This is a genomic window from Alkalinema pantanalense CENA528 (assembly GCF_050753345.1).
Lineage (GTDB): Bacteria > Cyanobacteriota > Cyanobacteriia > Leptolyngbyales > Leptolyngbyaceae > Alkalinema > Alkalinema pantanalense.
In genome coordinates this window covers 1-23,298 of sequence record NZ_JBLZFX010000020.1, presented here as the reverse complement: position 1 = coordinate 23,298, position 23,298 = coordinate 1, and the positions used below count along the sequence as shown (strand labels likewise).

The 23,298-nt window shown below is 49.7% G+C and carries 19 protein-coding genes; 12 read left to right on the top strand and 7 right to left on the bottom strand.

From position 1 onward, the window contains the following. Positions 1 to 189: 189 nt before the first annotated feature. The 3 genes from ACN4EG_RS08880 to ACN4EG_RS08870 all read left to right on the top strand — a co-directional run bounded on the left by ACN4EG_RS08880 (position 190) and on the right by ACN4EG_RS08870 (position 2,811). A complete protein-coding gene (locus ACN4EG_RS08880; RefSeq protein ID WP_431628987.1) occupies positions 190 to 1,134 on the top strand; it encodes an RnfABCDGE type electron transport complex subunit D in 945 nt (314 codons plus the stop codon). 88 nt (positions 1,135 to 1,222) lie between these two features. Further along, complete coding sequence (locus ACN4EG_RS08875; RefSeq protein ID WP_431628986.1) at positions 1,223 to 2,611, top strand: DUF2330 domain-containing protein; 1,389 nt, start codon at positions 1,223 to 1,225, stop codon at positions 2,609 to 2,611. Between the two features lie 26 nt (positions 2,612 to 2,637). Next, on the top strand, positions 2,638 to 2,811 hold the full coding sequence (locus tag ACN4EG_RS08870) for a hypothetical protein (protein ID WP_431628985.1): 174 nt from the start codon (positions 2,638 to 2,640) through the stop codon (positions 2,809 to 2,811). Between the two features lie 22 nt (positions 2,812 to 2,833). Here ACN4EG_RS08870 and ACN4EG_RS08865 read toward each other — a convergent pair whose 3' ends face one another. Continuing rightward, positions 2,834 to 4,156, bottom strand: a complete 1,323-nt coding sequence (locus ACN4EG_RS08865) for a four-carbon acid sugar kinase family protein (RefSeq protein WP_431628984.1) — start codon at positions 4,154 to 4,156, stop codon at positions 2,834 to 2,836. A 184-nt stretch (positions 4,157 to 4,340) separates the two neighbouring features. Then, on the bottom strand, positions 4,341 to 4,706 hold the full coding sequence (locus ACN4EG_RS08860; protein ID WP_431628983.1) for a hypothetical protein: 366 nt from the start codon (positions 4,704 to 4,706) through the stop codon (positions 4,341 to 4,343). A gap of 746 nt (positions 4,707 to 5,452) precedes the next feature. On the opposite strand from ACN4EG_RS08860, the gene ACN4EG_RS08855 reads away from it, so the two are divergent. Next, a complete protein-coding gene (locus ACN4EG_RS08855; protein ID WP_431628982.1) occupies positions 5,453 to 5,899 on the top strand; it encodes a pentapeptide repeat-containing protein in 447 nt (148 codons plus the stop codon). A gap of 131 nt (positions 5,900 to 6,030) precedes the next feature. On the opposite strand, the gene ACN4EG_RS08850 is transcribed toward ACN4EG_RS08855, so the two are convergent. The 4 genes from ACN4EG_RS08850 to ACN4EG_RS08835 form a co-directional block, all read right to left on the bottom strand. Next, positions 6,031 to 6,975 carry a glycosyltransferase family 9 protein gene (locus ACN4EG_RS08850; RefSeq protein ID WP_431628981.1) on the bottom strand — a complete coding sequence of 315 codons (945 nt, stop codon included), beginning with the start codon at positions 6,973 to 6,975 and terminating at the stop codon, positions 6,031 to 6,033. Between the two features lie 119 nt (positions 6,976 to 7,094). Beyond that, positions 7,095 to 8,585 carry an HlyD family efflux transporter periplasmic adaptor subunit gene (locus tag ACN4EG_RS08845; RefSeq protein WP_431628980.1) on the bottom strand — a complete coding sequence of 497 codons (1,491 nt, stop codon included), beginning with the start codon at positions 8,583 to 8,585 and terminating at the stop codon, positions 7,095 to 7,097. A gap of 421 nt (positions 8,586 to 9,006) precedes the next feature. Then, positions 9,007 to 9,321, bottom strand: a complete 315-nt coding sequence (locus tag ACN4EG_RS08840; RefSeq protein WP_190569701.1) for a DUF6679 family protein — start codon at positions 9,319 to 9,321, stop codon at positions 9,007 to 9,009. 1,018 nt (positions 9,322 to 10,339) lie between these two features. Continuing rightward, the gene (locus ACN4EG_RS08835) at positions 10,340 to 11,863 is read right to left on the bottom strand and encodes a hypothetical protein (RefSeq protein WP_431628979.1); all 1,524 of its coding nucleotides are present in this window, start codon (positions 11,861 to 11,863) and stop codon (positions 10,340 to 10,342) included. A gap of 353 nt (positions 11,864 to 12,216) precedes the next feature. On the opposite strand from ACN4EG_RS08835, the gene ACN4EG_RS08830 reads away from it, so the two are divergent. The 8 genes from ACN4EG_RS08830 (at position 12,217) to ACN4EG_RS08795 (ending at position 22,954) form a co-directional block, all read left to right on the top strand. Beyond that, positions 12,217 to 12,921 (top strand): FHA domain-containing protein, encoded by a 705-nt coding sequence (locus ACN4EG_RS08830; RefSeq protein WP_431628978.1) that lies wholly within the window; start codon positions 12,217 to 12,219, stop codon positions 12,919 to 12,921. 119 nt (positions 12,922 to 13,040) lie between these two features. Next, on the top strand, positions 13,041 to 15,182 hold the full coding sequence (gene glyS, locus ACN4EG_RS08825) for a glycine--tRNA ligase subunit beta (RefSeq protein WP_431628977.1): 2,142 nt from the start codon (positions 13,041 to 13,043) through the stop codon (positions 15,180 to 15,182). A gap of 58 nt (positions 15,183 to 15,240) precedes the next feature. After that, positions 15,241 to 16,608, top strand: a complete 1,368-nt coding sequence (murD, locus tag ACN4EG_RS08820) for a UDP-N-acetylmuramoyl-L-alanine--D-glutamate ligase (RefSeq protein ID WP_431628976.1) — start codon at positions 15,241 to 15,243, stop codon at positions 16,606 to 16,608. 433 nt (positions 16,609 to 17,041) lie between these two features. Further along, positions 17,042 to 17,260, top strand: a complete 219-nt coding sequence (locus ACN4EG_RS08815) for a hypothetical protein (RefSeq protein ID WP_431628975.1) — start codon at positions 17,042 to 17,044, stop codon at positions 17,258 to 17,260. Between the two features lie 14 nt (positions 17,261 to 17,274). Further along, entirely contained in the window at positions 17,275 to 17,397 is a 123-nt protein-coding gene (locus tag ACN4EG_RS08810) for a hypothetical protein (protein WP_431628974.1), read from the top strand. Between the two features lie 292 nt (positions 17,398 to 17,689). Beyond that, positions 17,690 to 19,513, top strand: a complete 1,824-nt coding sequence (locus ACN4EG_RS08805; protein ID WP_431628973.1) for a HEAT repeat domain-containing protein — start codon at positions 17,690 to 17,692, stop codon at positions 19,511 to 19,513. 333 nt (positions 19,514 to 19,846) lie between these two features. Beyond that, positions 19,847 to 21,574, top strand: coding sequence for an ABC transporter permease (locus ACN4EG_RS08800; protein WP_431628972.1), 1,728 nt, complete (start codon positions 19,847 to 19,849; stop codon positions 21,572 to 21,574). Positions 21,575 to 21,589: 15 nt separating this feature from the next. Continuing rightward, positions 21,590 to 22,954 carry an ABC transporter ATP-binding protein gene (locus ACN4EG_RS08795; protein WP_431628971.1) on the top strand — a complete coding sequence of 455 codons (1,365 nt, stop codon included), beginning with the start codon at positions 21,590 to 21,592 and terminating at the stop codon, positions 22,952 to 22,954. Positions 22,955 to 23,097: 143 nt separating this feature from the next. Here the strand turns inward: ACN4EG_RS08795 and ACN4EG_RS08790 are convergent. Continuing rightward, on the bottom strand, positions 23,098 to 23,298 hold a 201-nt coding region (locus ACN4EG_RS08790; RefSeq protein WP_431628970.1), incomplete at its 5' end, for a winged helix-turn-helix transcriptional regulator.

Genomic DNA, 23,298 nt, shown 5'->3' with positions numbered 1-23,298 from the left:
CGATCGCGAAACATTAGATCCCAGAAAATTGGGTTAATTCCGTGCAAGATCACGAAACTTTGAGGTCTTGTAAAATCTAGTAATCCCTAGTTCGCAGGGAATAAAACAGAGATGTTACATAAACTGTAACGGCGCATAGGTGATCAGCGATGGGAGGCATAATTCAGCTACAGTTTGTACCTCACAACCATGTCCCAAACTGCTACATCCCCATCGGGCTTTGTTCCGCTGGCTGCTGCTGACGTTTCTTCAGCAACCCAGGCCACGCCCCTAGATCCCCGTCTATATCAACTCCTCTTTCTCAGCGCCTTTTTACTGTTGGGTCTAGTAACGCGCGATTGGACTTTGCATCCCACTACTATCCTGGTGGCGATCTGGACTTGCAGCCTTACCCAAGCGATCGCCCAGTCGATCGTCCAATTCCTACCATCGCGGGCAGGACAGCCGCCCCAGTCCTGGCCGAGACTTCTGCAACCATCGACTTACTACAGCGCTCTGATTACCGCTCTGGGTCTATCGCTCCTGCTGCGGGTCGATCGCTGGGAAACCATGGCCGTAGCCTGCGTCATGGCGATCGGGTCTAAATTTATCCTGCGGGTCAACCAAAAACATATTTTTAATCCCGCCAACTTTGGCATTATTTCGGTTTTACTGCTGACCCATCACGCCTGGGTGTCGCCAGGGCAATGGGGAGAATCAGCTTGGTATGCGGCGCTTTTTCTGCTCTGTGGCGGTCTGGTGTTGCAAAAGGTAGGGCGCTGGGATACGACGGTGGCATTTTTGGGGTTCTACGTGGGTTGTGAAGCCTTTCGCAACCTCTATCTGGGCTGGACGTGGGATGTTTGGGGGCATCGCCTCATGAGTGGATCTTTGGTGATGTTTGCGCTGTTTATGATTACCGATCCAAGAACGATTCCCAATGCGCGAACGGCTCGCTTGATTTGGGCCGCCGCGATCGCAGGACTCACCTTTGTTTTACGAAATGTCTATTTCCTCAATACAGCCGTTTTTTGGGCCTTGTTTCTCCTGGCTCCCTTGAGCTTGCTACTAGATCGGCTGTTTGAGGGCGATCGCTTTGAATGGGTGCCGCTACCGACTGCAACCTCCTCCCTCGATCGTGAAAACTTGGATTGATATCTGTTCGATCGCAGCGTTTTTTACACTCAGTTCTCGTCATTTTATTAGCAACTTACTGATTTATGCAGATTGATTGGATACAACAATGAAACCATTTTGCTCTCTATTAAACTTTGTGTTAGCTTTTCTAGCTGCAACAGCATTGTGCTTAACGGTTGTCCCAGCCGCTTGGGCCTTCTGTGGCTTCTATGTCGCAAAAGCAGATTCCAAGCTCTATAACCAAGCCTCCCAAGTGGCGATCGCCCGTGAGGGCAATCAAACTGTATTGACCATGGCCAATGATTACCAAGGTGAGGTCAAGGATTTCGCGATCGTAGTGCCCGTGCCCGTCGTGCTGAAAAAGGAACAGGTCAAAGTCGCCAATCCCGCTCTGATTGAACGGTTGGATGCCTTCAGTTCCCCCCGACTAGTGGAATATTTTGATCCCGATCCCTGCCAGCGGCTTGAATTGGAAGATCGGATCCCCATGGGTGCGGTTCCCGCGCCCCAAGCTGCCGGAGAAAGCAAAGCCCGTCGCAATGAGTCCTTCGGTGTGACGATCGAAGCCAAATTTAGCGTTGGCGAGTACGACATTTTAATTCTCAGTGCGAAGGAATCCGGTGGCCTGGAAACCTGGCTTCGGCAAAACGACTATAAAATTCCTGAGGGTGCCCGTAAACTGCTGCGGCCTTACATTCGGCAGAAGATGAAGTTCTTTGTGGCTAAGGTGAATCTCGATAAGTTTGAGGATTCCGGCTTCACCCGGCTGCGGCCTCTGCAAATGACCTATGAATCGCCGCGCTTTATGTTGCCCATTCGATTGGGCATGGTGAACGCTCAGCAGGCCCAGGATTTGATCGTCTACATTCTGTCGCCCCAGGGGCGTGCTGAAGTGACGAACTACCGCACAGTGCAAGTCCCATCGAATGTGAATATTCCTGAATTCGTCAAGAATGAGTTCGGCCCCTTTTACAAAGATCTGTTCAGCACTGCCTACGATCGGGAAAATCGCAATGTCGCCTTTTTAGAATATGCCTGGAATATGGCCAATTGCGATCCCTGTTCCGCCGATCCACTCAGCCCAGAGGAACTCAAGGAAGCAGGGGTGTTCTGGCTCGATCGATCAAGTGATGAGCCCAACCCCGGAATTTGGAATCGTCGTCGTCCCCCTGTGGTGAATAACGGCGTTTACCTAACCCGCCTGCATGTACGCTACACCCGCGACAAATTCCCGGAAGATTTGATGTTCCAAACCACAAACAATCAGGACACCTTCCAAGGTCGTTATGTGATGCAGCATCCATTCCTGGGGGCATCCACCTGTGCAGAGGGGAAACGGTATCGCGCTTCCTTGCCCCGCCGCTTTGAACAGGAGGCTCAAACATTATCCAAGTTGACGGGTTGGAATATCAACGACATTCGCAAAAAGCTACCAACCATTAAGCTGGCGGACTTTAGCTGGTTCGATCGGGTGTGGTTCAATTTCTTTGGTTAAAGTAATTCTGATAATTCCGGCTAGTATTGCTATCAACCATTGCTCTTAAACAGTTGGCGGACGATCGAGAATTCTACGATCGTCCGCCAACTCCGTTTGATTACAATCCGGTGATTTATTCAGCGTTCAATGCTAAGTCTAATGTCATGCTTAATACTAAGCTTAATGCCGTAATTAACGCTGATTTTATGATGACGTAATAATAAATCCAATCCCACAGACTCAACGTTGACTCAAGCGCTGATAAACCTGAGTCAACGCCATTCCATCACCCACGTTGCCAGGAAAGAGTACGATCGGTAAATTGGGAAACTGCGGATGCGTCTCGGAGGTGCGTACCATCGATACCCCAGGAATCACCTGCCCCAACAGATAGGCGGTTTGCAGCGCTAATCCTTGGCTCAGGGTGTCGTTGGAGGTAATGCCGCCTTTGCTAATCAAAAAGCCGATATCCTCTGGTAAATGGCGAATTACATCCATCAGTAAATTTGAGACGGCTTCCCCAAATTTCAGCCGAGTCTGCACATCGTCAAAGGTCAGTTCCTTCCGACTGGTGTAAACCACCGCCGTTTGTCCCGCTTGGTGGATTTGGCTGACCCGATCGTAAATTTCGGCCAAGAGTTGCCCAGGAATTGCGGGATCTGGGTCTAACAAACGGCCTACTTCGACTTCCACCCCCACCGTTCCCGGGGCTTGCAATAGGTTGGCTAATTGCTCCGTTGTCTTCTTCACATGGGAACCAACAATCACAGCCCCCGGCTTGCCCTCTCGGACGTAACTAGCCATCTCCTCCGGCGCGATCGGTTGGGGCGGCAAGTTCGCTAAGGCGGTGAGTAAACTTGCTGCACTGCGGAACAAAAAGCGCTTGCCCTGGGAGGCAGCGGCCAAAACATCTGCTGCAAATTGATTCAGATCTGCTTGAGTTTCCGCATCCACCACCGCACAGCAATTCTGGGTGAGCTGCAACAGGCGATCGAGTACGCCCGATCGAATATCCGCCAACAAAAATCGTTCCACTTGGCTAGCGGCAATGCGCCCTTGGGTTTTCTCCTCAACGTAGTCAGGAAGATAGCTATGGCTGTACCCAAAGACGGAATCTCTGGCAAATTCTGTTTCGTGCACCGGAGTATCTACACCATTCACCTTGAGGTAGTGGATGCTGTCCCGCGTCGTGCGACCGCCCTCAAAAAAGGCAGGCGTCAAGAAATGGGCATCAAATCCCCCCAGTTCCTCGGCAATCACATCGGTTTCAATTGGGTAATGGCCACGCAGGGTGGAATCCGATCGACTCACCACCAGAAAATCTTGTAAACCCACATCGGCGATCGCGGCTTTCAGATTGCGACAGACTTCCCGCGTTACCGCTGCGGCCTGTTCCGCCGGGAGCGATCGTGTATTGGTTAACACGAAAAAAATGGGTGCCTCATCTCGCAATCCCAACTTTAAAGTTTCCACATCCCAATGCATCAACAACAGACAGCTATGAACCGTCTGAGAGCCAGTGGGATCATCATCTAGCACAATAATTTTGGGGCGAGTATTCATAACCAACAATGCAACCGCAATAGGAAAAACGATGAACTGATGCTTGCTTTAGCCTACCAAGGAACGATCGCGAAACTGGCCGATTATCCGGCAACCGACCATAGAAATTACCAATGTCCAACAAAAAGAGACCCACTATGGTGGGTCTCTTAAAAATCGCTCCCTTGAATCAATTACGACTCAATTAGCGGCGCATGTCTTTGGCCATGTTGCGGAACATATCCATGCTGGTATCCAGTTTGCGCCGTTCTTGAGTTTCTTGGCTGCCAGCAGCACCATTCTCCGTAGCCTTCGAGGCTGAGGTAGAGCTAGTAGCCGAAAAACTACCGTTCTGACTATTGAAAACCGTTTGGTCCGCTGCGGACACTTCCTTGACAATCTCAAACTCTTCACCATTGGCGCTCTTCGGGAATGTCCGACGGATCTTTTTGGACTGCCGCATGTAGTCGGTATTGCCCATGGATCGCGCAGCATCATCATCCAAGAAGAAACTTTCCTTGGATTGAGGCTCTTGATCGTTATTTTTCCCAAATCCAAATAGACCTGCCATGCAATCCTCTCCTACCCCGTATAAAAACTTGATTTAGTTTTGTAAAAATCTATTCTATCAAAAATCGCTTAACAATCACGTCAAAACTGTTCCCTGTCAGGAATTGGTGAATTAGGAGTTCCTTACCGTTAAGCATGAAATTTACATTTCTTGAGAATTCAATCTGTAATGTAAATCACATTTAACAACGTAAAGATTTCTTCACTAGTACCCTTCACAAAACGTGAGTTCGACCAGCAAAATTGTCTCCCATCAAGCCCCTAGACTTGGACGGAGAATTCACTTTCGGAGAGTGTCGAGGAACTTCTCCCCCAATCTTTGCTGCGTCGCAGCCCCGAAGATCGAGCCGCACCCCAAATTCATCGAACTCACATTAACAAAGGTGGTTGATCTTTTAAAAAAGTGTTGATCTTTTAAAAAAAGTGTTTCATCGGCCCTGCTGACGAGGTCGGCGTCAGAGGCTCAACGCTAGAGCTAACCTGCTGTCTGAGCTGCTAACTTATGTGTCGATATTCTTATGGACAGCCTGAAAACTGAGAGAATTAGGTCATAAGTTAGATTTGCTTCCCTAGCTCCGCCCCCTACAGTGCTAAGAGGATGCATAAGTAACGATGGAATGCAAACTAGGTGAATTACATCCAGTGAATTACATTCAGTGAATTGCATTAATTCCAAGCCTTTCCGGAATACTACGCATTTCCACTGAAGTTAAGCCCACCTGTCCTGTTTGGTGGAGAAGGAACACTATGCGGCAATCTATACAGCGATCGATGATTTATGCCATTACCGTAGCCATCGCATTGCTGATGTCTACACCATCACAAGCTGCCGATCCGGAACAAGTCCAGAAGTTACTAGAAACAGGCGCATGTCAGGGATGCAACTTGGCAGGAGCTAACCTACGCCATGCCCATTTAATTGGGGCAGATTTGCGGGGAGCCAACCTGGAGGGAGCGGATCTGTCAGGGGCCAATTTGGAAGGAGCAGATTTATCGGGTGCCAATCTGGAACGAGCCAACCTGGTTGGAACCTTTGCCACCAATGCGGACATGAGTGGCAGCAATATGGCGCGGGCTGATTTGACCAATGCGATCGTCTACAACGCAGAAACCCGAGGGGCTAACCTTACTGACTTAACGTTTCAAAACGCTCAACTCTATGGCAGTGGAATTAACGTAGGTGGGAGTGATTAGGCAATCCAGAAGCCGCAGTAATTTCTAAAACGCCTTGCCCAAATTTCTATTGCCCAGAGATTCATCCCACACTAGATTCATCCCGCACCTAGAGATGTAGCCTATAGACACATCGCAACTCCTATGTGTCCTTAACCACCCCACACTTTTTCCAGGACAGTGGAAGGTGCAATATCTGCTGCTTGACCTGTGGAGGACTTAATCGACAGAACCCGATCGCTCTTAGGTAAGAGTTTATTAGGATCCGCCTGACCTAACAGGACTAAGGTAAAGGATTGCGATGCCACAGAGAGATGCATTGTGTCACTATTCAGACACATCACCAGACTGGCTCCCGTCAACATTGCCACCAATTGCCCCAAGTTGTCCGGACAGGTGAGCTTCAGACCCGGTAAGACCTCCATCAAGGATGTCACCCAGCTATCATCCTCGGATACCTGCGCCAGCACCAACGGTAACTCCGGTTGTTTTTTCTGAAAATCTTGCAGAATCAAGCGCCAGTTGTCCGTCGGGTAGAGGCCATCGGTCGATTTAGCATCGCCACAGACCAAGACATACCCCCCTGAAGACAATCCTAGGCGTTGTCGCTCTTGGTCAGCCCACTGTAAATCTTTGGCTGGGACACTCACCTTGAAGTCAGGCAGTGGGGTTCCCAAGTCCATGCCCTGCAACAAATCATGGTAGGCCTGGGCAATATATTGATTGCCCTTGTAAGGCACAGTCCGGTTTAGGAAAGAATCCCCCGAGCCTCCCGCAAAGCCAATTCGGTTGGGAATGCCGCTCAACCACAGGAGAAACCCGACTGACCAGCGATTATCCAGGGTAATTGCTGCTTCGTATTCTCGATCGCGCACCGTTCCCAGCAAGTTACCCCAGTCGGCTAGACTGTTCCTTGCCTGAAAGTCAAACGCAATGACTTCATTGACTGACTTGGATACCCGGTAAGCTTCCTTGGCTCTGGGTTCTACTACTACATCAATCTGAGCCTCGGGATAACGTTTTTTCAAATCATCGATCGTCGGGAAAAAAAGGATTTGATCACCGATTTCACCGGGAACAAGGGCAAGGATTCTCATAAAAAATGTTTTACACGTCTACCCGCTCCTTATTCTATGGGATTTTTGGAGAGAGGAATCGTGATTTCCTAGACAAATCTAGGGATAATTGCTCATGACTGCTCTCGCTCCCACCTTCATTAACGCACTGAGAAGGCTTCGTTAAAGCGTTTGGTAATCGGTTCGGTCAGGAAGCTAAGAACGGATTTCTTGCGGGTCACAATTTCGGCGGTGGCTGCCATCCCTGGGGTGAAGGCAACCTCTCGGCCTCGAACTTTGATCGAGGATTGCTTCAACTGAATTTTGCAGGGAAACACTGGGCCAATATCTCGCCCACTTTCATCCTTCTCAACGATCGCGTCAGGACTCACCTGGATCAGCTTACCTTCGATGATGCCAAATTCCTGGTAAGGAAAGGTGGCGAATTTGACCTTGACGTTCACTTCTTCCTTTTGCTCGAATTTTTGCAGGATAAAGCCAATATCTCGGTTGAGAATTTTGGCTTCCAGCACCAAGTCTTGATTTTTAGGCAACACCCGCAAAATTTCTTCACCCTGCTGAATCGGCCCTTGAGTCACCTTCACGTCATAGACCGTCCCGTCAAAGGGGGCAGAGATCGTTTCGCGATCCTTTTGCTGCTTCTTGGCGACGTCCAATTCCCCTTGCTTTTTCGTCAGTTCCTGCCGTTGCTGTGTCAACTGCGTCAGAATTTCCCCTTGGCGTTGGGGGCCGATCCCCGCCGCTGTACTTCTCGCGCCTTCAAACGCTTGTTGAGCTTGTAATACCCGCTCTGCCTGGGCCTCGATTTCCTTTTCTAAGCTCACAATCTGGTTCTGGGCTTCCACAATCTGATTGCTGGCATTGGTGACTTGGTTGCTGGCATTCGTCACCTGATCCACAGCATTAAGGTATTCAATGTGGGGCACCGCCTGATCTTCATTCAGGGTGCGCAAACGGGATTCCTTTTCCTTGGCCGTTGCTAAATTCCGTTCAGCGTTTTGCTTACTAATCTGAGCATTGGCGAGGGTCTCCCTAGCGTTGGTGAGGTTCTCACGAAAGCGCTCTAGGCGGGATTGGCCTTCCCCGATCGTGGCAAGTTGGCGATTGGCCTCGGCGTTGGCCGCTGATTGCTTTTCCTGGAGCTCCCGTTGTCGTGCTAGGAGCAACTGACTTTGTTCGGCATTGGAGGCCGTCACTTGTCCTCGGCTTTCCGCTTCTAACCGTGCAATATTTTCTTGAATTTTGGCGACATCCTTCTCTAAACTCTCCACACTCGTTTCTGCAACCCCAGGATCCACTTCCACCAAAACCTCATCCTTGGTGACGGTCTGCCCCGGCTGGACGGCAACCCGTGACACACTGCCCGCACTCAGGGCACGTAGGGGGCGGACTTCAGTAAAGGGGATCAGTTTACCCTGGGCCGTGGCTACTTCATCAATCAAGCTAAAGTGGGCCCAACCGATCGCGCTGAGAGTCAATACGCTAATTCCACCCGCTAACAACCGGGTATACAGCGGCGGAAGCTCTTGGACAGCTTTGCCCAACTCATAGGACAGTTGATCTTCTGGGTTCGCCAGTTGCTGTTTCAGTTGACGGGACTGGGCCGGGGTTGCGGAGAGAGAGACTTTCATGGAATTGCCGGGATAGTTATGGGGCTAATAATGTTTCTGATCATTGTGAAAGCGTTAGCTTTCAGGGTAATCCACCTTCGCAGCTAGATTACCCACTTCTTAGCAAAAATGTTGGGTCATGCTCTCCAAATTTACATCTCCCTGCAAATGAGCATCTACTTTTGATATTGACGCTTGACCATTCAATCTTGACTAGTAACCTCTACGACTACCAACCTCTACAGGATTGATTCCAGCTGATCCGAACTAATCCTAATCTAGAACGTTTGACCTGCTACATCTGTAGCACTGAGCAATATAAAGGGAGGCCGATCGTCGATCGGGCCTCCCTTCCTTAGTCATCCTCTCTGAATCATCCAGCCCCCCGCACAACGCCCCGTTCAGCAAATCTTACAAGGCTAGGGCGCAAGGGCTAGAACCACTAGGACTCATTCGATTCTGACGACGGTTGATTCGACAACTGCTCTGCTTCTGGACAATCGTCGGATACCAAGGGATCGACGTTCCCCTTAGGCACCGATGCTAATTTTTGGGTCACTGCCCCAATGCTTTCTAGACGAACCATTTCTTCCCAGGAACACACTTCGTCCTCTTCCTCGGTTTCGTACCGCAGGGTTACGAGATCCCCCTCAATGTCTAAAATTCGGGCGCGCTCAATCCAGCGTTGCTGATCCCGCAGAAAAATCCAAACTTCTCGTCCATCGCAGCAAAGTTGATAAATTTTGCGGTGCAACATGGTGTTTCTCCTGAGACAATCTCAAAGGTCTAGGGATAGATCCATCACATCGTGTAATTGGCTGGAGTCTATCAGAGAGGAATTGGATATTGTACTTCACTCCCATTTCCTCTGGGCGATCGATGCTCCTATTCACTCATACACGACCTCTCTGAATAATCTCGAGATAACGGGCTTAGCACACCTGAGAATGTTGGGTTCCCTAAGGGGTTCCATGGCAGCTTCCAGGAAGGTTAGTCTGTCAATCAGGACGATCGTCCGCCCCGCCGACCTAGGAAACGGAAACAAGTGCGAAGGAACACTAAGGATATGGTGCTGAAAATTCTTCACTAATTCAAATAGTAACCCCAAAAAATCTTGGATCCCCGAAGGCTAGGGTTGTTATTAGGAGTCCCAGACCTGGGCTCATTCCCCAGCAGTCAATCCCAAAACCCTTTGACCCACAACAAGTAGAACTGTCAAATACAAGTAGAAACGTCAAATATAAGGGTCAAAAGCGCAAGTTACAGGGCTTTTAAAGACGCTTCACCACTACTTGGGCAATCGTTGACTTGGGCAATGTTGACTTTGGGCAATGTTGACTTGGGCAATGTTGCATTTACAACTGTAAAATTTGGAGCTTTAACCGCCGAGATGCAGTATGTACGAAGCTGTACAAAGATGGGGGAAGGAACCCGCAGCGCCAATTGAACTCGGTCAGTATAGTCATGTTGAGATACGAGGAACTCTCCAAGAACCTACCAAAGACTAGAGACGCGATCGACGTGACACGATCGACGGATGTTCGGCGTCAAGTGATCCACTCGTCTCACCTCTAGGTTACCCCCCATTCTAGCGATTGTCCGGTCAATCTGCCGTCTCCATTGATAAATTTGTTCATAAAGCCTAATCTGCCTAAAAGTCTTCCTAAGCCAGTGATTCTTGAAAGCAAGCCAGAACCCGCCATGGGGATCTTCAAGCGATCGTAAGGAGAGAACGATTGAGGAGATTAGACGAAACATCCTGAGAAGAGCCCCCCCTAGGGCAACCATTGAGGATGAATTCCAGAAAAAGGTAGGGCTTGGGGTTCCAAGACTTGCTTCGGATCACTCGCTAGGGGAAGGAGCCAAAGTTGCCCCGTCTGAGCCGGCTGCCCCTGGGAACTATCCCCCATCACGGTCTGATCAAACAAGAGCGCTACGCCATCAGGAGAAAGACTGACTTTGACTTCCCGTTGATTGGGGAGTTTCAGGAGTGGGCGCAGGGCTTCATTCAGATTCGTTGCCGTTTGAGCCGCTTTCAGGTCGATCGCAGCAAGGTAGGGCTGTTCCTGATAGGTTTCGCCGGGAATCAACTCCGTAAGCAGACAGTAGAGAAACTGCTTCGTGGGATCAAAGATTGCGGTGAGGATTGATCCCGTAGTTTGAAAAATTTCCTTTTCCCCTTGACCAGTGACCAGAAACAACGATCGGGTGTAGTTCTTATTAAACTTCACCATGGCCGCTGCGGTATTATCCCGAGCTAGGCCCAAGACAGTCCCAAACTTGGGCAAGAAACTGGGGGCTTCGGCTCCTTCTTGTAGGGGAAGAACGGACAACCCTTCTCCTTGGGCCAAAATTAAGGACTGACTATCGGCGGTGATCAAAAAGTCCCCGCTGGGCTGTTCCAGCTTGATCGGTGCTGGAGCTTGTCCCGATCGCAGCACCCAGGGTTCGGACTGTCCTTGATTTTTCCGGCTGACTCGTTGCACTACGATCGTGCGCCCATCAGCCGACAGATCAAATTTCAAGTTTTGATAGTCTTGATTGTCCAGAACTTCGAGCACCTGTCCCGCATCCCCCGGACTATAGGGCAAATCACTCGATTGATTGTCGAACGCCCCTGCGGCGTTCACACGCAACCCCGTAGCCACGGTATAGAGCTTTTGTTCCACAATCGGAACTGGAGTATTAGGCGCTTGGGAGGTTGCCATGGCCCGATCGACCGCCGAGAAAAGAATGCGATCGGCCAACGGATAGGGCTTAAATTCAAAGACCATGAGATGGGACGGCGTCAGAAGGCGTTTTTCCTCCTTCGTCAAGTTATAAAGCACAATTCGTCCGGCTTCTTCGCCCTCGGTGCCAAGATAGGCAATGACCCGATCGCGGGTGCGAAAGGTGGCGCTGAAGGGTTGTATTTTGGCGTGGTAGGTGCCCTGCTGAAACCGATCCTGCGCATCTTGCAGTTGCACCTGAAAACCCTCCCCATAGGGAGCCGGAAAGTTGAGGGTATAGACCATGCGCCGACCCGCCCAACTAATCCGACCGGGTAAGGAGGGGGTAATTTTGAGATTTTGCACCACGCTGTCATGATCCATGGGGCGGCTAAAATTCAGCACAAAGGCCGTATCCATTGCGCCAACCTCGCGATCTTGCCAGCTAAATTCCCGGACTTTAGGTGCACCTCGATCGCCCGCGAACAGTAATACACCAATCACAAGAACCAACGCTGCAATTAAAGCCACAGCTAACCGATCGAGGGGGTGACCAAAACGGCGTGGAACTGGGGCAGGCATCTGCATCATGGCAACGAACCCTTCTCTCATTACGCGCGGGGTACGCCGTCTATTCTAGAACGTAGGGGATCGAGTGACTGGTATTGGCGTGGCTGGTATTGGCGATCGTGGGGTGCAGATCAGGGAGAAAGGCTGATCTAGGCCACAGAATCCGGCATTAGAGCCATGTTGGCAGACGAGAAGACATATTTTACGCTAAAAAACAAATAAAAATAATCGAAAAAATCACGAAATTATGGTGGCGCACTCGTTAGTTTGTCCGCTAGCCTGGGGCACTCTAAGCAGGAATGTCCTCCCATAGCATTCGCCAGATGACGACGCCAAATAATGACATCCTCAAAATCATTTAAGGGGAGATTTTCATGAGTTTAGACCCACATTCTCCTGATATTTTTTTATCCCCCTTTGACTCAGCATCCCTCAACCTTGACGCCCTCGTCAGCGAAATTGAAGTGCTGGCTTCAGGACAAGCTACGAGGTCTGAAAATCTCGATGGGCTAGATGACTCCGATGAAGTGCTATCCCACCAGATTGCGACCTTTGTCATGGATGATGGCAATGATCAACCCAATAGTGACCTTACTAGCTATCACAGTGATGTGGCGAGACCTAAGTATGTGCAGGGGGTACTGCGAGGCCAACAAGCTTACCTGATCACCAATCTATTGGGTGAAGGCTCCCGTACCTTAATTCAACCCCAGATGGTCTGGACGATCGGACGGAACCGTGAAGCCGCCGTCCCAATGCGCGATCGCATGATGTCCCGTCGTCATGCCGTCCTAATGTTTACTCGCCGGGAAGGGTTTTATCTCATTGACCTGAACAGCATGAACGGTTCCTTCGTTAATGGAGTCAAGGTCGAAAACCGTTGCCTGCTCAAAGATGGCGACTTTCTTCGCGTTGGGAATACGGAATTTTTCTTCTTTGTGAGTGGCAGCTATCGCTCCCTAGAAGCACTTCATCCAGAAGTGTTGACGCGATTGACCCATCCCACCACCAAGGCGAGTGCCTATGTGGACTACTCGGAAATCCACGAGGAAATTTCCTTTAACTTAAACCCAAACTAAAATCCTAATTGCCGGGAAGACAATCTCGAGAATTCTATAACGGGATTCCGCTCACAGACTGGCTGATCACGGTAAACTAGTCCAGTTGCCTAATTGCTGATTACAAGCTGCACTGGACTATGTCGTCGTTTTTGTTGGAAGTTGGAACCGAAGAACTCCCTGCTGCCTTTGTGGCGAGCGCGATCGAACAATGGAAAGTTCGCATTCCCCAAAGTTTTGCAGAGCTGAAACTGGAACCTTCGGGGATTGAATTCTACGGAACTCCGCGACGGCTGGCGGTGCTGGTGAAAGGACTGCCCCTGCAACAGGCCGATCAAACCGAGGAAGTGAAAGGCCCCCCCGCCCAGGCCGCGTTCAAAGACGGTCAGCCCACCAAAGCGGCAGAAGGCTTTGCCCAGAAACAGGGTGTGGCGGTGGCGGATTTGGAAATTCGTCCCACGGAAAAGGGGGACTTTGTCTTTGTGCAGAAGCGCATTGCGGGGCGTCCGGTGGCGGAGTTGCTGACGGAATTGGTGCCGCAGTGGGTGATGGGTTTGGAAGGTAAGCGGCTGATGCGCTGGGGCAATGGGGACGTGCGGTTTTCCCGGCCTGTGCGCTGGTTGGTCGCGTTGATTGACGATACGGTTCTGCCGATTACGTTGACCAATGGGGCAGAAGCAGTTTACACCAGCGATCGGCTGTCGGCGGGCCATCGGGTGCTGCATCCGGAACCGATTAATATTGCAACGGCGGATGACTATGTCGCCACGTTACGCAAGGCATTTGTCGAGGTGGATCCAGCTCAGCGGGAACAGACGATCGTCACCCAAGCCAAGGCTGCAGCGGAGGCGATCGGCGGTGTGGCAACCATCAACTCTGACCTGTTGGCGGAAGTCGTGAACCTGGTGGAATATCCCTCAGCGGTGGTGGGGAAATTTGATGACGAGTTTCTGGAGTTGCCCGCTGAGGTGGCCGTTACGGAAATGGAAAGCCATCAGCGCTACTTCCCTGTGCGCAAAGGGGCCGATTCTACGGAATTGCTGCCCTACTTCATTACGATTTCTAACGGTGATCCGGCTAAGGCGGACATTATTGCCCGAGGCAATCAACGGGTGATTCGAGCGCGGTTGTCCGATGGGAAGTTTTTCTTTGATGCCGATCGTAGGGAAAAGCTGGAAAGTTTTCTGCCGAAGTTGGAAACGGTGACGTTCCAAGCGGATTTAGGCTCCATGCGAGCCAAGGCCGATCGCATTATGGGCATTGCAGGGCATCTGTGCGACCAGTTGGCGATTGCGGGAACGCAACGGCAGGCGATCGAACGGGCGGCGCTGCTGTGCAAGGCGGATTTGGTGACGCAGATGGTGGGCGAGTTCCCGGAACTGCAAGGGGTGATGGGGGAGAAATATGCCCGTCATAGCGGTGAAGGGGAAGAAATCGCGATCGCGATTATGGAGCATTACCTTCCTAAAGGCGCGGGCGATTCCTTGCCACAGACCTTGGCGGGTCAAGTGGTGGGCTTGAGCGATCGCTTCGACACTCTGGTTAGTATTTTCAGTTTAAACATGATTCCCAGTGGCTCGTCCGATCCCTTTGCGTTGCGGCGGGCGGCAAATGCCATTGTCAATATTACTTGGGCCGCTAATCTCAAGATTGATCTCCTAGCATTGCTAGAAACGATTATTCAGCAATTTAACCAGCAGTATGAGTCGGTCATGAAATTGAAGGCCGACGGTTTGCTGACTGCGTTGAAGGACTTTTTCCTGCAGCGGGTGCAAACCCTGTTGAAGGAAGAGCATGGCATTGACTATGACTTGGTGAATGCTGTAGTGGGCGAGAATGACGCTGACTATGCCGATCGCGCCTTGCGGGACTTGGTCAATGTGCGCGATCGGGCGGTGTTTGTGCAGACGATTCGCCAGGATGGCCGCTTAGCGCCGATCTATGCGGTAGTGAACCGCGCTGCGAAGCTGGCAGCCCAGGGAACCTTAGATTTCCAACAGACCGATGTGACGGCGGTGGTACAACCCACTTTGTTCCAGAAATCCTCGGAGCAGGCGTTTTATGATGCCTTGACGCAGTTGCAAGCCCAAACGGATTATGACCAGTTGGTGAGTTCTTTGGCGGCGATCGCGCCGACGTTGACGCAGTTCTTTGACGGCGAAGACAGCGTTTTGGTGATGGATAAAGATCCGGCCATTAAGCAAAATCGGTTGAATTTGTTGGGTGTCTTGCGCAACCGGGCACGGGTACTGGCGGATTTTGGCGCGATCGTGAAATCGTAAATTGTGAGATCGTCAATTATCCAACGTAGGCCGTCAAATCGTAGACCAGGAGCGGGGTATGCCAAAGGCGTCAATTATTGGGGTGGGCAAGTCAGGCAACGGCGCGGCGCGATTACTGAAGGCTCAGGGTTGGGAGGTAACGATTCACGATCGTGGCCAGTCGAAAGCCTTGCAAACCCAAGCAGCAAGCTTAGCGACAGAGGGCATTTCCGTATCCCTAGGGGATGGCTTTGATCCGACGTTGGCGCAACCGGATTTGGTGGTTGTCAGTCCGGGAGTGCCCTGGGATGCCCCCAATTTGGTGCAGGCGCGGAGTTTGGGTATCGTGACGATCGGGGAAATGGAGCTAGCTTGGCGAAATTTGCGCGATCGGCCCTGGGTGGCGATTACGGGAACGAATGGGAAAACGACGACGACGGCCTTGGTAGCGGCAATTTTTCAAGCGGCGGGCTACCAGGCTCCGGCCTTTGGCAATATTGGCTATGGGGCCTGTGAGGTGGCGTCGTTAGATCCACAGCCGGACTGGTGTGTGGCGGAGTTGAGCAGTTATCAAATTGAAGCAGCCCCAACGATCGCGCCGCAGATTGCTCTGTGGACGACGTTCACACCGGATCACCTAGCTCGCCACAAAACCATGGCGAATTATTTTGAAATGAAAGCGCGATTGCTAGCCCGATCGCAGTTACAAGTGTGGAATGGGGATGATCCCTATCTGCGGAAGTTAGGGCTGGAGCAGGGGTTCCCGGTGCGGCAGGATGCTTGCTGGACGAGCGTTTCTGGGAAGGCAAATTTGGTGGGGAATCCTGAGTTAGGGATTTGGATTGAAGGGAATCAGGTGGTTTTTCGCGGTGAGGTGGTGCTGGCGGCAGATGCTTTGCGGATGCCGGGAAGCCATAATTTACAAAATTTGTTAATGGCGGTGGCAACAGCAAAGTTAGCGGGAATTGAGAACACTGCGATCGTGCAAGCGATTACAGAATTCCCTGGGGTGGAACATCGGTTAGAACAGGTTATTTGCTCGCAGGGAATTGATTTCATAAACGACAGTAAAGCCACTAACTATGACGCGGCGGAAGTAGGTTTAGCATCGGTTCAGGCTCCAGCAATTTTGATCGCAGGGGGAGCGCCCAAGGAAGGGGAAGATGGGGCTTGGCTGGCGCAAATTCAGCGATCGGCGGCGGCGGTGTTATTGATTGGGGATGCGGCGGAATTGTTTGCCCAGCGCTTGCAGACGGTGGGCTATAGCCATTACGAAATTGTGGAGACGATGGAGCGGGCGGTAACCCGATCGGCGGAGTTGGCAAAGGCATTGGAGGCAAAGGTGGTATTGCTGTCTCCGGCCTGCGCAAGCTTTGATCAGTATGACAATTTTGAGCAACGGGGTGAGCATTTCAAACGGCTCTGTTTCGAAACACTCGGTGCTTAAAGGCACTTTATGGATCGGTCAATTCGGTCGATCGATAAATTTTGTGTAGAACAATTGCACGCTTAAAAATGGGCTTGACATTTGCCTAGGTTATCCGTAGGCTGGTTTGTCATAGCGATCGCCATGGACATCCTTCTTTCGCGAGATGGTTTGTATGAAGCATGGGGTCGCTGGGTTCCCGAAAATTTAGGCCACTACTCGGGATTGGTGACACAACCCCAAGTAGCTATTCCCCCTCGCTGAGGTAGCAGCAAGGCGGCTTGTTGAGGATTTTAACATTCGATCGAGCCACTCTTGTTTGTGATGTCAAACGGGGTGGCTCTAAATTTTTGGGCTTTCTTCGCCCTCATCCCCAGCCCTTCTCCCGCACGCAGGCGTAGGGAGAAGGATTGTAGCAGGGATGGGATTCACTACAACAAGGAGAAGCTCAATTATGGCAAAGGGTTCTAGCGATCGGAGCGATCGTTCGGTTCAACATGAGCGGCAACGCTTACAACTCCACTTAATCGGTCATCTCGAATTCATTCAAGACACGATTAATCAATTCCATGCGTTACGGTATGCGGATCGAATTCATTGGAGTCAACCAATGCCGATCGTGCATTCGGATGGGCAATACATCAGCATATTGAGTCGCGAACGTCAGCGTTAAGCATTGAAGCATCAGTGTCCGCAGGTTTGTTTAGCAGTCTGTGGGCACTTTGGTTAGGGCGATCGGCGGTTCTAGCAAAGGCGATCGGCTCATTTTCCCAGGAACCCGTCCACGAAAGCAGAGATAGTGGTCATTGAGAGCGATCGAGAAGTTTCTCACTCATCTGTGTGATGCAACGTTCGATCGGTCTTTCAGATTATTTTGTGGGCAGTCGTTCTGAGTGAAATCTTCAGAAAATCTTCCTTATTAGCCCAGCCTAACCCGTCGTCGTACCTGACTAGCAATGCTAAACTAGTTTCAGCAAAATCAACTCACAGCAGGTGAACTTTGCGTTATCTTTCTCATTGGTAGTGAAGAATGATGCATTTTCTAATCATCCATTTTGAGTTTGCTTAAGTTTTTATTTCCTTCGAGAGGCTAAAACTTGTAATGAAACGTATCTACCAAAGTTTGATAAATGTTACTCTTATACTTGGCTTTTCTATAGCTAGTCATGTTGATTTCGTTTATGCAAAATCATTGGTTATATCACAGGCATCCTCTGAGCCTAATCAAGTTGTTTCTACAGAAGATCTAGCTGCAATCAAAGATCTGGTAGGGCAACTAAAAAAAACTAACACTGATGATCGTATCGCTGCGATTTCTAGTCTGGGGAGATATGCTAGAAGATCAGCTTCACTCACTGAAAGCATTGCACCACAAATTGTGCCTCTTCTAATTGACAAATATCCATCTGTGCGGCAACAAGCTATGTTTGTGCTGGCAGACATGGGTGAAAACGCAAAAAGTATTATTCCGCAGATTCAGCCTCATCTAAAGCATGAATTTAGTGAAATCCGTCATAATGCAGTTTTTGTTTTAGGGTACATGGGAGCATCAGCTAGAGATATTGCTCCACAAATTTCGCTCTTAATGATTGATCCTGATAGTTCGGTTCGCTTTGAAGCAGCTAACGCTTTAGAAAGGATGGGTGAGAATGCAAGAGGTGCAATTCCTGAGCTTGTTGAGTTATTAAAGAACTCAGATAATCAAGTTCGCTACCGCGCAGGCTTAATTATAGGTAAAACAGGGGAATATGCGAAAAGCGCAATTCCTCAACTTATAAATTTGCTAAAACATCCCAATGAAAGTGTCCGTTCAAGTGCATCTAGGGCACTGGAAGCGATGGGCAAGAATGCGAATAGTGCAATCCCTCAAGTTATTGCTTTACTAAAGCATCCAGATTTTGGGATTAGGATGACTGCTTCTTTGCTATTAGAAGCAATGGGTAAAAATATAAAAAGTATTACTCCTCAAATTGTTAAGCTTTTAAAAGAACCCAGTAAAGATACTCGTATAATTGCACTTCTCACATTGAAGAACATGGACGGAGTTTCACAGGATCTTGTAATTGCAGAAGCAGTAAATCATTTACAAGATCCAGAATCAACTGTTCGCCGTAATGCTATTAGCATCTTGGGAGGTATCAGAAAATCTGCTGAAACTCTAATCCCAAAAATTGTTCCATTTCTCAAAGATTCAGATCCATACGTACGTGCCGAAGCAGCCGAAGCGCTGGCTGAATCGCAAGAATATGGAAAAGTTGCCGTTCCACAACTTATACCTCTACTTCGAGATCCAGATGCATATGTACGCTGTAATGCAGCAAGGGCCTTAGGTGAAATGGGGGAGGCAGCGCAGATTGCGATCCCAGATATTGTTTTATTACTGAAAGATCCAGTTGTTATTCCTCCTGAGTGCAATCTCCGTGCTGTCTCAGTTCTTTCTTTAGGTCGAATAGGAAAAGCTGATCCTAAACTTGTTTTACCCCATATTGTAGAACTTCTTAAGGATAAAGAGGTCAGTGGTGATGCCTTATTCGCTTTGGGTGAGATAGGAACTGGTGCTAAAAGTGCATTACCTTATGTTGTTGATTTTTTGAAAGATTCTCATGAGGATACACGTAAAACTGCAATTGTTGCTTTGAAGAAAATAGATACTCCTAAAGCCTTAGTGCCTAAAATTACTCCTCTTCTGAATGACTCACGTTCATATGTCAGAGTTAGTGTTGCTAGTCTGTTAGGTGATCTTGGAGTAGATGCACAAATTGCAATTCCACAAATATCGCCTCTTATGAAAGATAAAGATTTAGCAGTTCGCATTGCAGCAGCCTCTGCCCTGAAAAAAATGGGTTATTCATCTGAAGAAGTTGAAGCAATTCTTAAAGATAAAGAACCGAAGGTAATAAGACCGACTGGACCTCTTGGTCAGTAAAGCTGTTGATCGAATTCGAGCCATAAAGTGGACGGGTGAAGCGAAGTAGTAAATCATGAATTATTTGGTTATTAAAGAACTATCATTGAATAGTTGTAGGCTGGACTAAATAGGGTAGAGTGAGAACGAAAGATAACAAGTGCGATGCACCGGAACTTTGAAGTATAATGGTTTATAGTCAAAGTTATCTGAGTCCGGTGATCGCAATCGTTAGCCGTCTAAATTCTCTTGTCGCCCCAAATAATCAGACTTACACCTGAAAGCGTCTTCATAGTGGGAAAATCAGTGAGATATTAAGGTCGCTCCTGCTCATTGACAGTAGTGTAGATTTCTATGAAAACCTTTCCATCTCCTGAAGCCTTGCGGCGCTTTCCCTTTGGGTTAGCTGATGTTGCCGTCATTCTTGGTACGCTGGTTTTACTAGCATTGGTAGCTCGCGTGGGGGCTGGGGCACTGGTCAGCTTTGAGCCGCCCGACATTGTGCCTGCCATTGATCTCGATCCGCGCAACTTGCCGTACTACGCGGGGCGATCGACCCTGCGAATGTTTATTGCTCTATTTTTCTCTACGGTGTTCACGTTGGTCTATGGGTATATTGCTGCCAATAGCCGACGGGCAGAGCGGGTGATGATTCCACTGCTCGATATTCTGCAATCGGTTCCTGTATTGGGGTTTCTCTCAATTACCGTGACTGGGTTCATTGCGTTGTTTCCAGGCAGTTTGTTGGGGTTGGAATCAGCCTCTATTTTTGCGATCTTCACCAGCCAGGTCTGGAATATGACCTTTTCGTTCTATCAGTCCTTGCGAACAGTTCCCACGGAACTGGATGAAGCCGCAACGCTTTACCAACTGTCCCGCTGGCAGCGGTTTACTAAACTGGAGGTTCCATCTGCCGCGATTGGGCTGCTGTGGAATGCCATGATGAGTTTTGGCGGCGGCTGGTTTTTTGTGGCAGCGAGTGAAGCGATTAGTGTATTGAATCAGGAATATACGTTGCCGGGGATTGGCTCTTATGTGGCTGCTGCGATCGTTGATGAAAATCTCGCTGCATTAGGCTGGGCGTTACTCATGATTGCGATCGTGATTGTGTTAGTGGATCAACTCTTTTGGCGACCCCTAATTGCCTGGTCAGACAAGTTTCGGATGGAGCAAAGTGCCTCGGCGGAAGCACCCGAATCCTGGGTTTATGACTTGCTACAAGCGGCACGAATTCCGCGAATGCTGGGCAAAGCGTTGACACCTGCCACGGAAATGGGTAATCGCCTTTTGTCCAGGCTTACTCAACCCCAATCTACCTTTAAGGTTGATTCAACGCAGCAACAGCAGGGCGATCGCCTCTACAACCTCATCCTGATTGTCATTATCGGTATTTTAGTTGCCTGGGCATTACACTTTATCTTGACCACTGTGGGCATTGGTGAAGTGGTTAAAACCTTTGGATTGGGTACTCTCACCCTGTTGCGGGTCACAGTACTCTTGCTGTTCGCCACCGTGATTTGGACACCCATTGGAGTCGCGATCGGGTTTGATCCTAAATTGGCACGCACGCTGCAACCTGTCGTTCAGTTCCTTGCCTCGTTTCCAGCCAACTTCATTTTCCCTTTTGCCACCCTGTTCTTTATTCGCGCGAACATTAGCATTGAATGGGGGAGCATTCTGTTGATGGCGCTAGGGGCGCAGTGGTACATCCTCTTTAACTCGATCGCAGGTGCTCAAAGCATTCCCACAGATTTGCGAGAAATGGCGGACGATATTGGTTTAAAGGGCTGGCAACGCTGGAAGAAGCTGATTATTCCCGGTATCTTCTCTGCTTGGGTGACGGGAGGCGTAACCGCCAGTGGTGGAGCCTGGAACGCTAGCATCGTCTCAGAAATTGTTGCCTGGGGATCGACGACCCTAACGGCAACTGGGCTAGGCACCTACATCGCAGAAGCTACCTTTGTTGGAGATTGGCCTCGCATTACGCTGGGCATCAGTATGATGAGTTTATTTGTTGTCGGTCTAAACCGTTTGTTATGGCGACGACTCTACCAGTTAGCTGAAACCAAATATCATCTCTAAGGGGGAGGTAACACCATGACAGTCGTAACGTCTACTCAGTTAATTGCCGTTGAGCAGGTATCTAAACGGTTTCCCTTACCGGATGGCAAAGGGGAGTTTACGGTTCTCAATGGCGTGAGTTTAATCGTGAAATCTGGCGAAGTCGTTGCCCTGCTGGGGCGCAGCGGTAGCGGCAAAAGTACTCTCTTGCGGATTATGGCGGGTTTGATTCAACCAAGCGAGGGTAAGGTTTTCAGCAATGGTAAGCCCCTGCGGAGTGCGAACAACGATGTGGCAATGGTGTTCCAAAGTTTCGCCCTATTGCCCTGGTTAACGGTTCAGGAGAATGTGGAATTGGGCTTGGAAGCACGGGGAGTCAAACGAGATGAACGCCGAAAACGGGCTTTGAAAGCAATCGATATTGTCGGTTTAGACGGGTTTGAGAGTGCCTATCCCAAAGAGCTTTCGGGCGGCATGAAGCAGCGGGTCGGCTTTGCACGGGCATTCGTGTTGGAGCCGCAGGTTCTATTTATGGATGAACCCTTTAGTGCCCTCGATGTTCTCACCTCTGAAAACCTGCGAGGTGAAATTGATGATTTGTGGAATGCGAAAACCTTCCCATCTAAAAGTATTTTAATTGTCACTCACAATATTGAAGAAGCTGTATTTCTAGCCGATCGCGTGGTGATTCTAGGCTCTAATCCCGGTCGCATTCGTGGTGAAGTCGTGATTGACTTGCCCCGTCCCCACGATCGTACTCATTCCCGGTTTGCCGCTCTAGTCGATTACATTTACACCGTGATGACTAACCCCGAAGTCGAAGTCACTGGGGAACTGTTCGGCAAGACCATGAGAGAGCTAGTTTCAGCCATGACCTCTCCCTATGCCAACGCCTTACCCCATGTTCGCACTGGAGGCATCAGCGGTTTGTTAGAACTGATTGTGGATCAACCAGAAGGAGCCGATGATCTACCTCGACTTGCAGAACGGCTTCAGCTTGCAGTAGACGACCTTTTACCGATTTTGGATGCCGCAGTTCTACTGGGGTTTGCCAAAGTTTCTGAGGGTGATGTGAGACTGACCGAAATCGGGCAGGATTTTGCCACAACCACCATTTTGCGAAGTAAAGATCTCTTTCGACAGCAAGCCCTAACCCATGTCCCAGTTTTAAACAGTATCGTTCAAACCTTGCGAGAAAAGCGCAGTGGTTCCATGCGGGCAGATTTCTTTTTAGACCTCTGGGATGAGCATTTTCCCCACGAAGAAGCAGAGCGCCAGTTTGCAACGACAATAGACTGGGGGCGTTACGCCGAGTTGTTCGAGTATGATGCCAGCGAGGATCGGCTTTATCTCCCTGAAGCCAGCTTAGATTTAGAGACTGCTACTCCACCTGAACAGTAGCAAAGACGGCTAACACTGCGTGGCAGCGGACGGACATAGGTTACTGGTGTTGAGTTTGAGGTTATCTGCCGCCGCTACACTTCACCGTTAGTCTTCTCTTAAGTCACTAGTGAGGATTGCATTGAGAGGTGATCGGTGGGTGTTTACGTGGTTGTCTCATCGCCATACCAGCGTGAAGCCAGATCACAAAGGTCGTAAAGCGGCTTAGATAACTCCTTACCGCGTTCAGTTAATTCATAAGAAACTTGCGGTGGAATCGTAGATTCGTAGCTACGGTTAATAGACGTGTTGGGAAATAATGGATAATGTGAAGCAGTAGCCCAGAGCCTTCTCATGCTGAATCT

Bases quoted from the DNA above. Each gene is read 5' to 3' on its own strand.
- ACN4EG_RS08880 (WP_431628987.1), top strand. From the start codon at position 190: ATGTCCCAAACTGCTACATCCCCATCGGGCTTTGTTCCGCTGGCTGCT.
- ACN4EG_RS08875 (WP_431628986.1), top strand. From the start codon at position 1,223: ATGAAACCATTTTGCTCTCTATTAAACTTTGTGTTAGCTTTTCTAGCT.
- ACN4EG_RS08865 (WP_431628984.1), bottom strand. From the start codon at position 4,156: ATGAATACTCGCCCCAAAATTATTGTGCTAGATGATGATCCCACTGGC.
- ACN4EG_RS08860 (WP_431628983.1), bottom strand. From the start codon at position 4,706: ATGGCAGGTCTATTTGGATTTGGGAAAAATAACGATCAAGAGCCTCAA.
- ACN4EG_RS08855 (WP_431628982.1), top strand. From the start codon at position 5,453: ATGCGGCAATCTATACAGCGATCGATGATTTATGCCATTACCGTAGCC.
- ACN4EG_RS08850 (WP_431628981.1), bottom strand. From the start codon at position 6,975: ATGAGAATCCTTGCCCTTGTTCCCGGTGAAATCGGTGATCAAATCCTT.
- ACN4EG_RS08845 (WP_431628980.1), bottom strand. From the start codon at position 8,585: ATGAAAGTCTCTCTCTCCGCAACCCCGGCCCAGTCCCGTCAACTGAAA.
- ACN4EG_RS08840 (WP_190569701.1), bottom strand. From the start codon at position 9,321: ATGTTGCACCGCAAAATTTATCAACTTTGCTGCGATGGACGAGAAGTT.
- ACN4EG_RS08835 (WP_431628979.1), bottom strand. From the start codon at position 11,863: ATGATGCAGATGCCTGCCCCAGTTCCACGCCGTTTTGGTCACCCCCTC.
- ACN4EG_RS08830 (WP_431628978.1), top strand. From the start codon at position 12,217: ATGAGTTTAGACCCACATTCTCCTGATATTTTTTTATCCCCCTTTGAC.
- glyS (WP_431628977.1), top strand. From the start codon at position 13,041: ATGTCGTCGTTTTTGTTGGAAGTTGGAACCGAAGAACTCCCTGCTGCC.
- murD (WP_431628976.1), top strand. From the start codon at position 15,241: ATGCCAAAGGCGTCAATTATTGGGGTGGGCAAGTCAGGCAACGGCGCG.
- ACN4EG_RS08815 (WP_431628975.1), top strand. From the start codon at position 17,042: ATGGCAAAGGGTTCTAGCGATCGGAGCGATCGTTCGGTTCAACATGAG.
- ACN4EG_RS08805 (WP_431628973.1), top strand. From the start codon at position 17,690: ATGAAACGTATCTACCAAAGTTTGATAAATGTTACTCTTATACTTGGC.
- ACN4EG_RS08800 (WP_431628972.1), top strand. From the start codon at position 19,847: ATGAAAACCTTTCCATCTCCTGAAGCCTTGCGGCGCTTTCCCTTTGGG.
- ACN4EG_RS08795 (WP_431628971.1), top strand. From the start codon at position 21,590: ATGACAGTCGTAACGTCTACTCAGTTAATTGCCGTTGAGCAGGTATCT.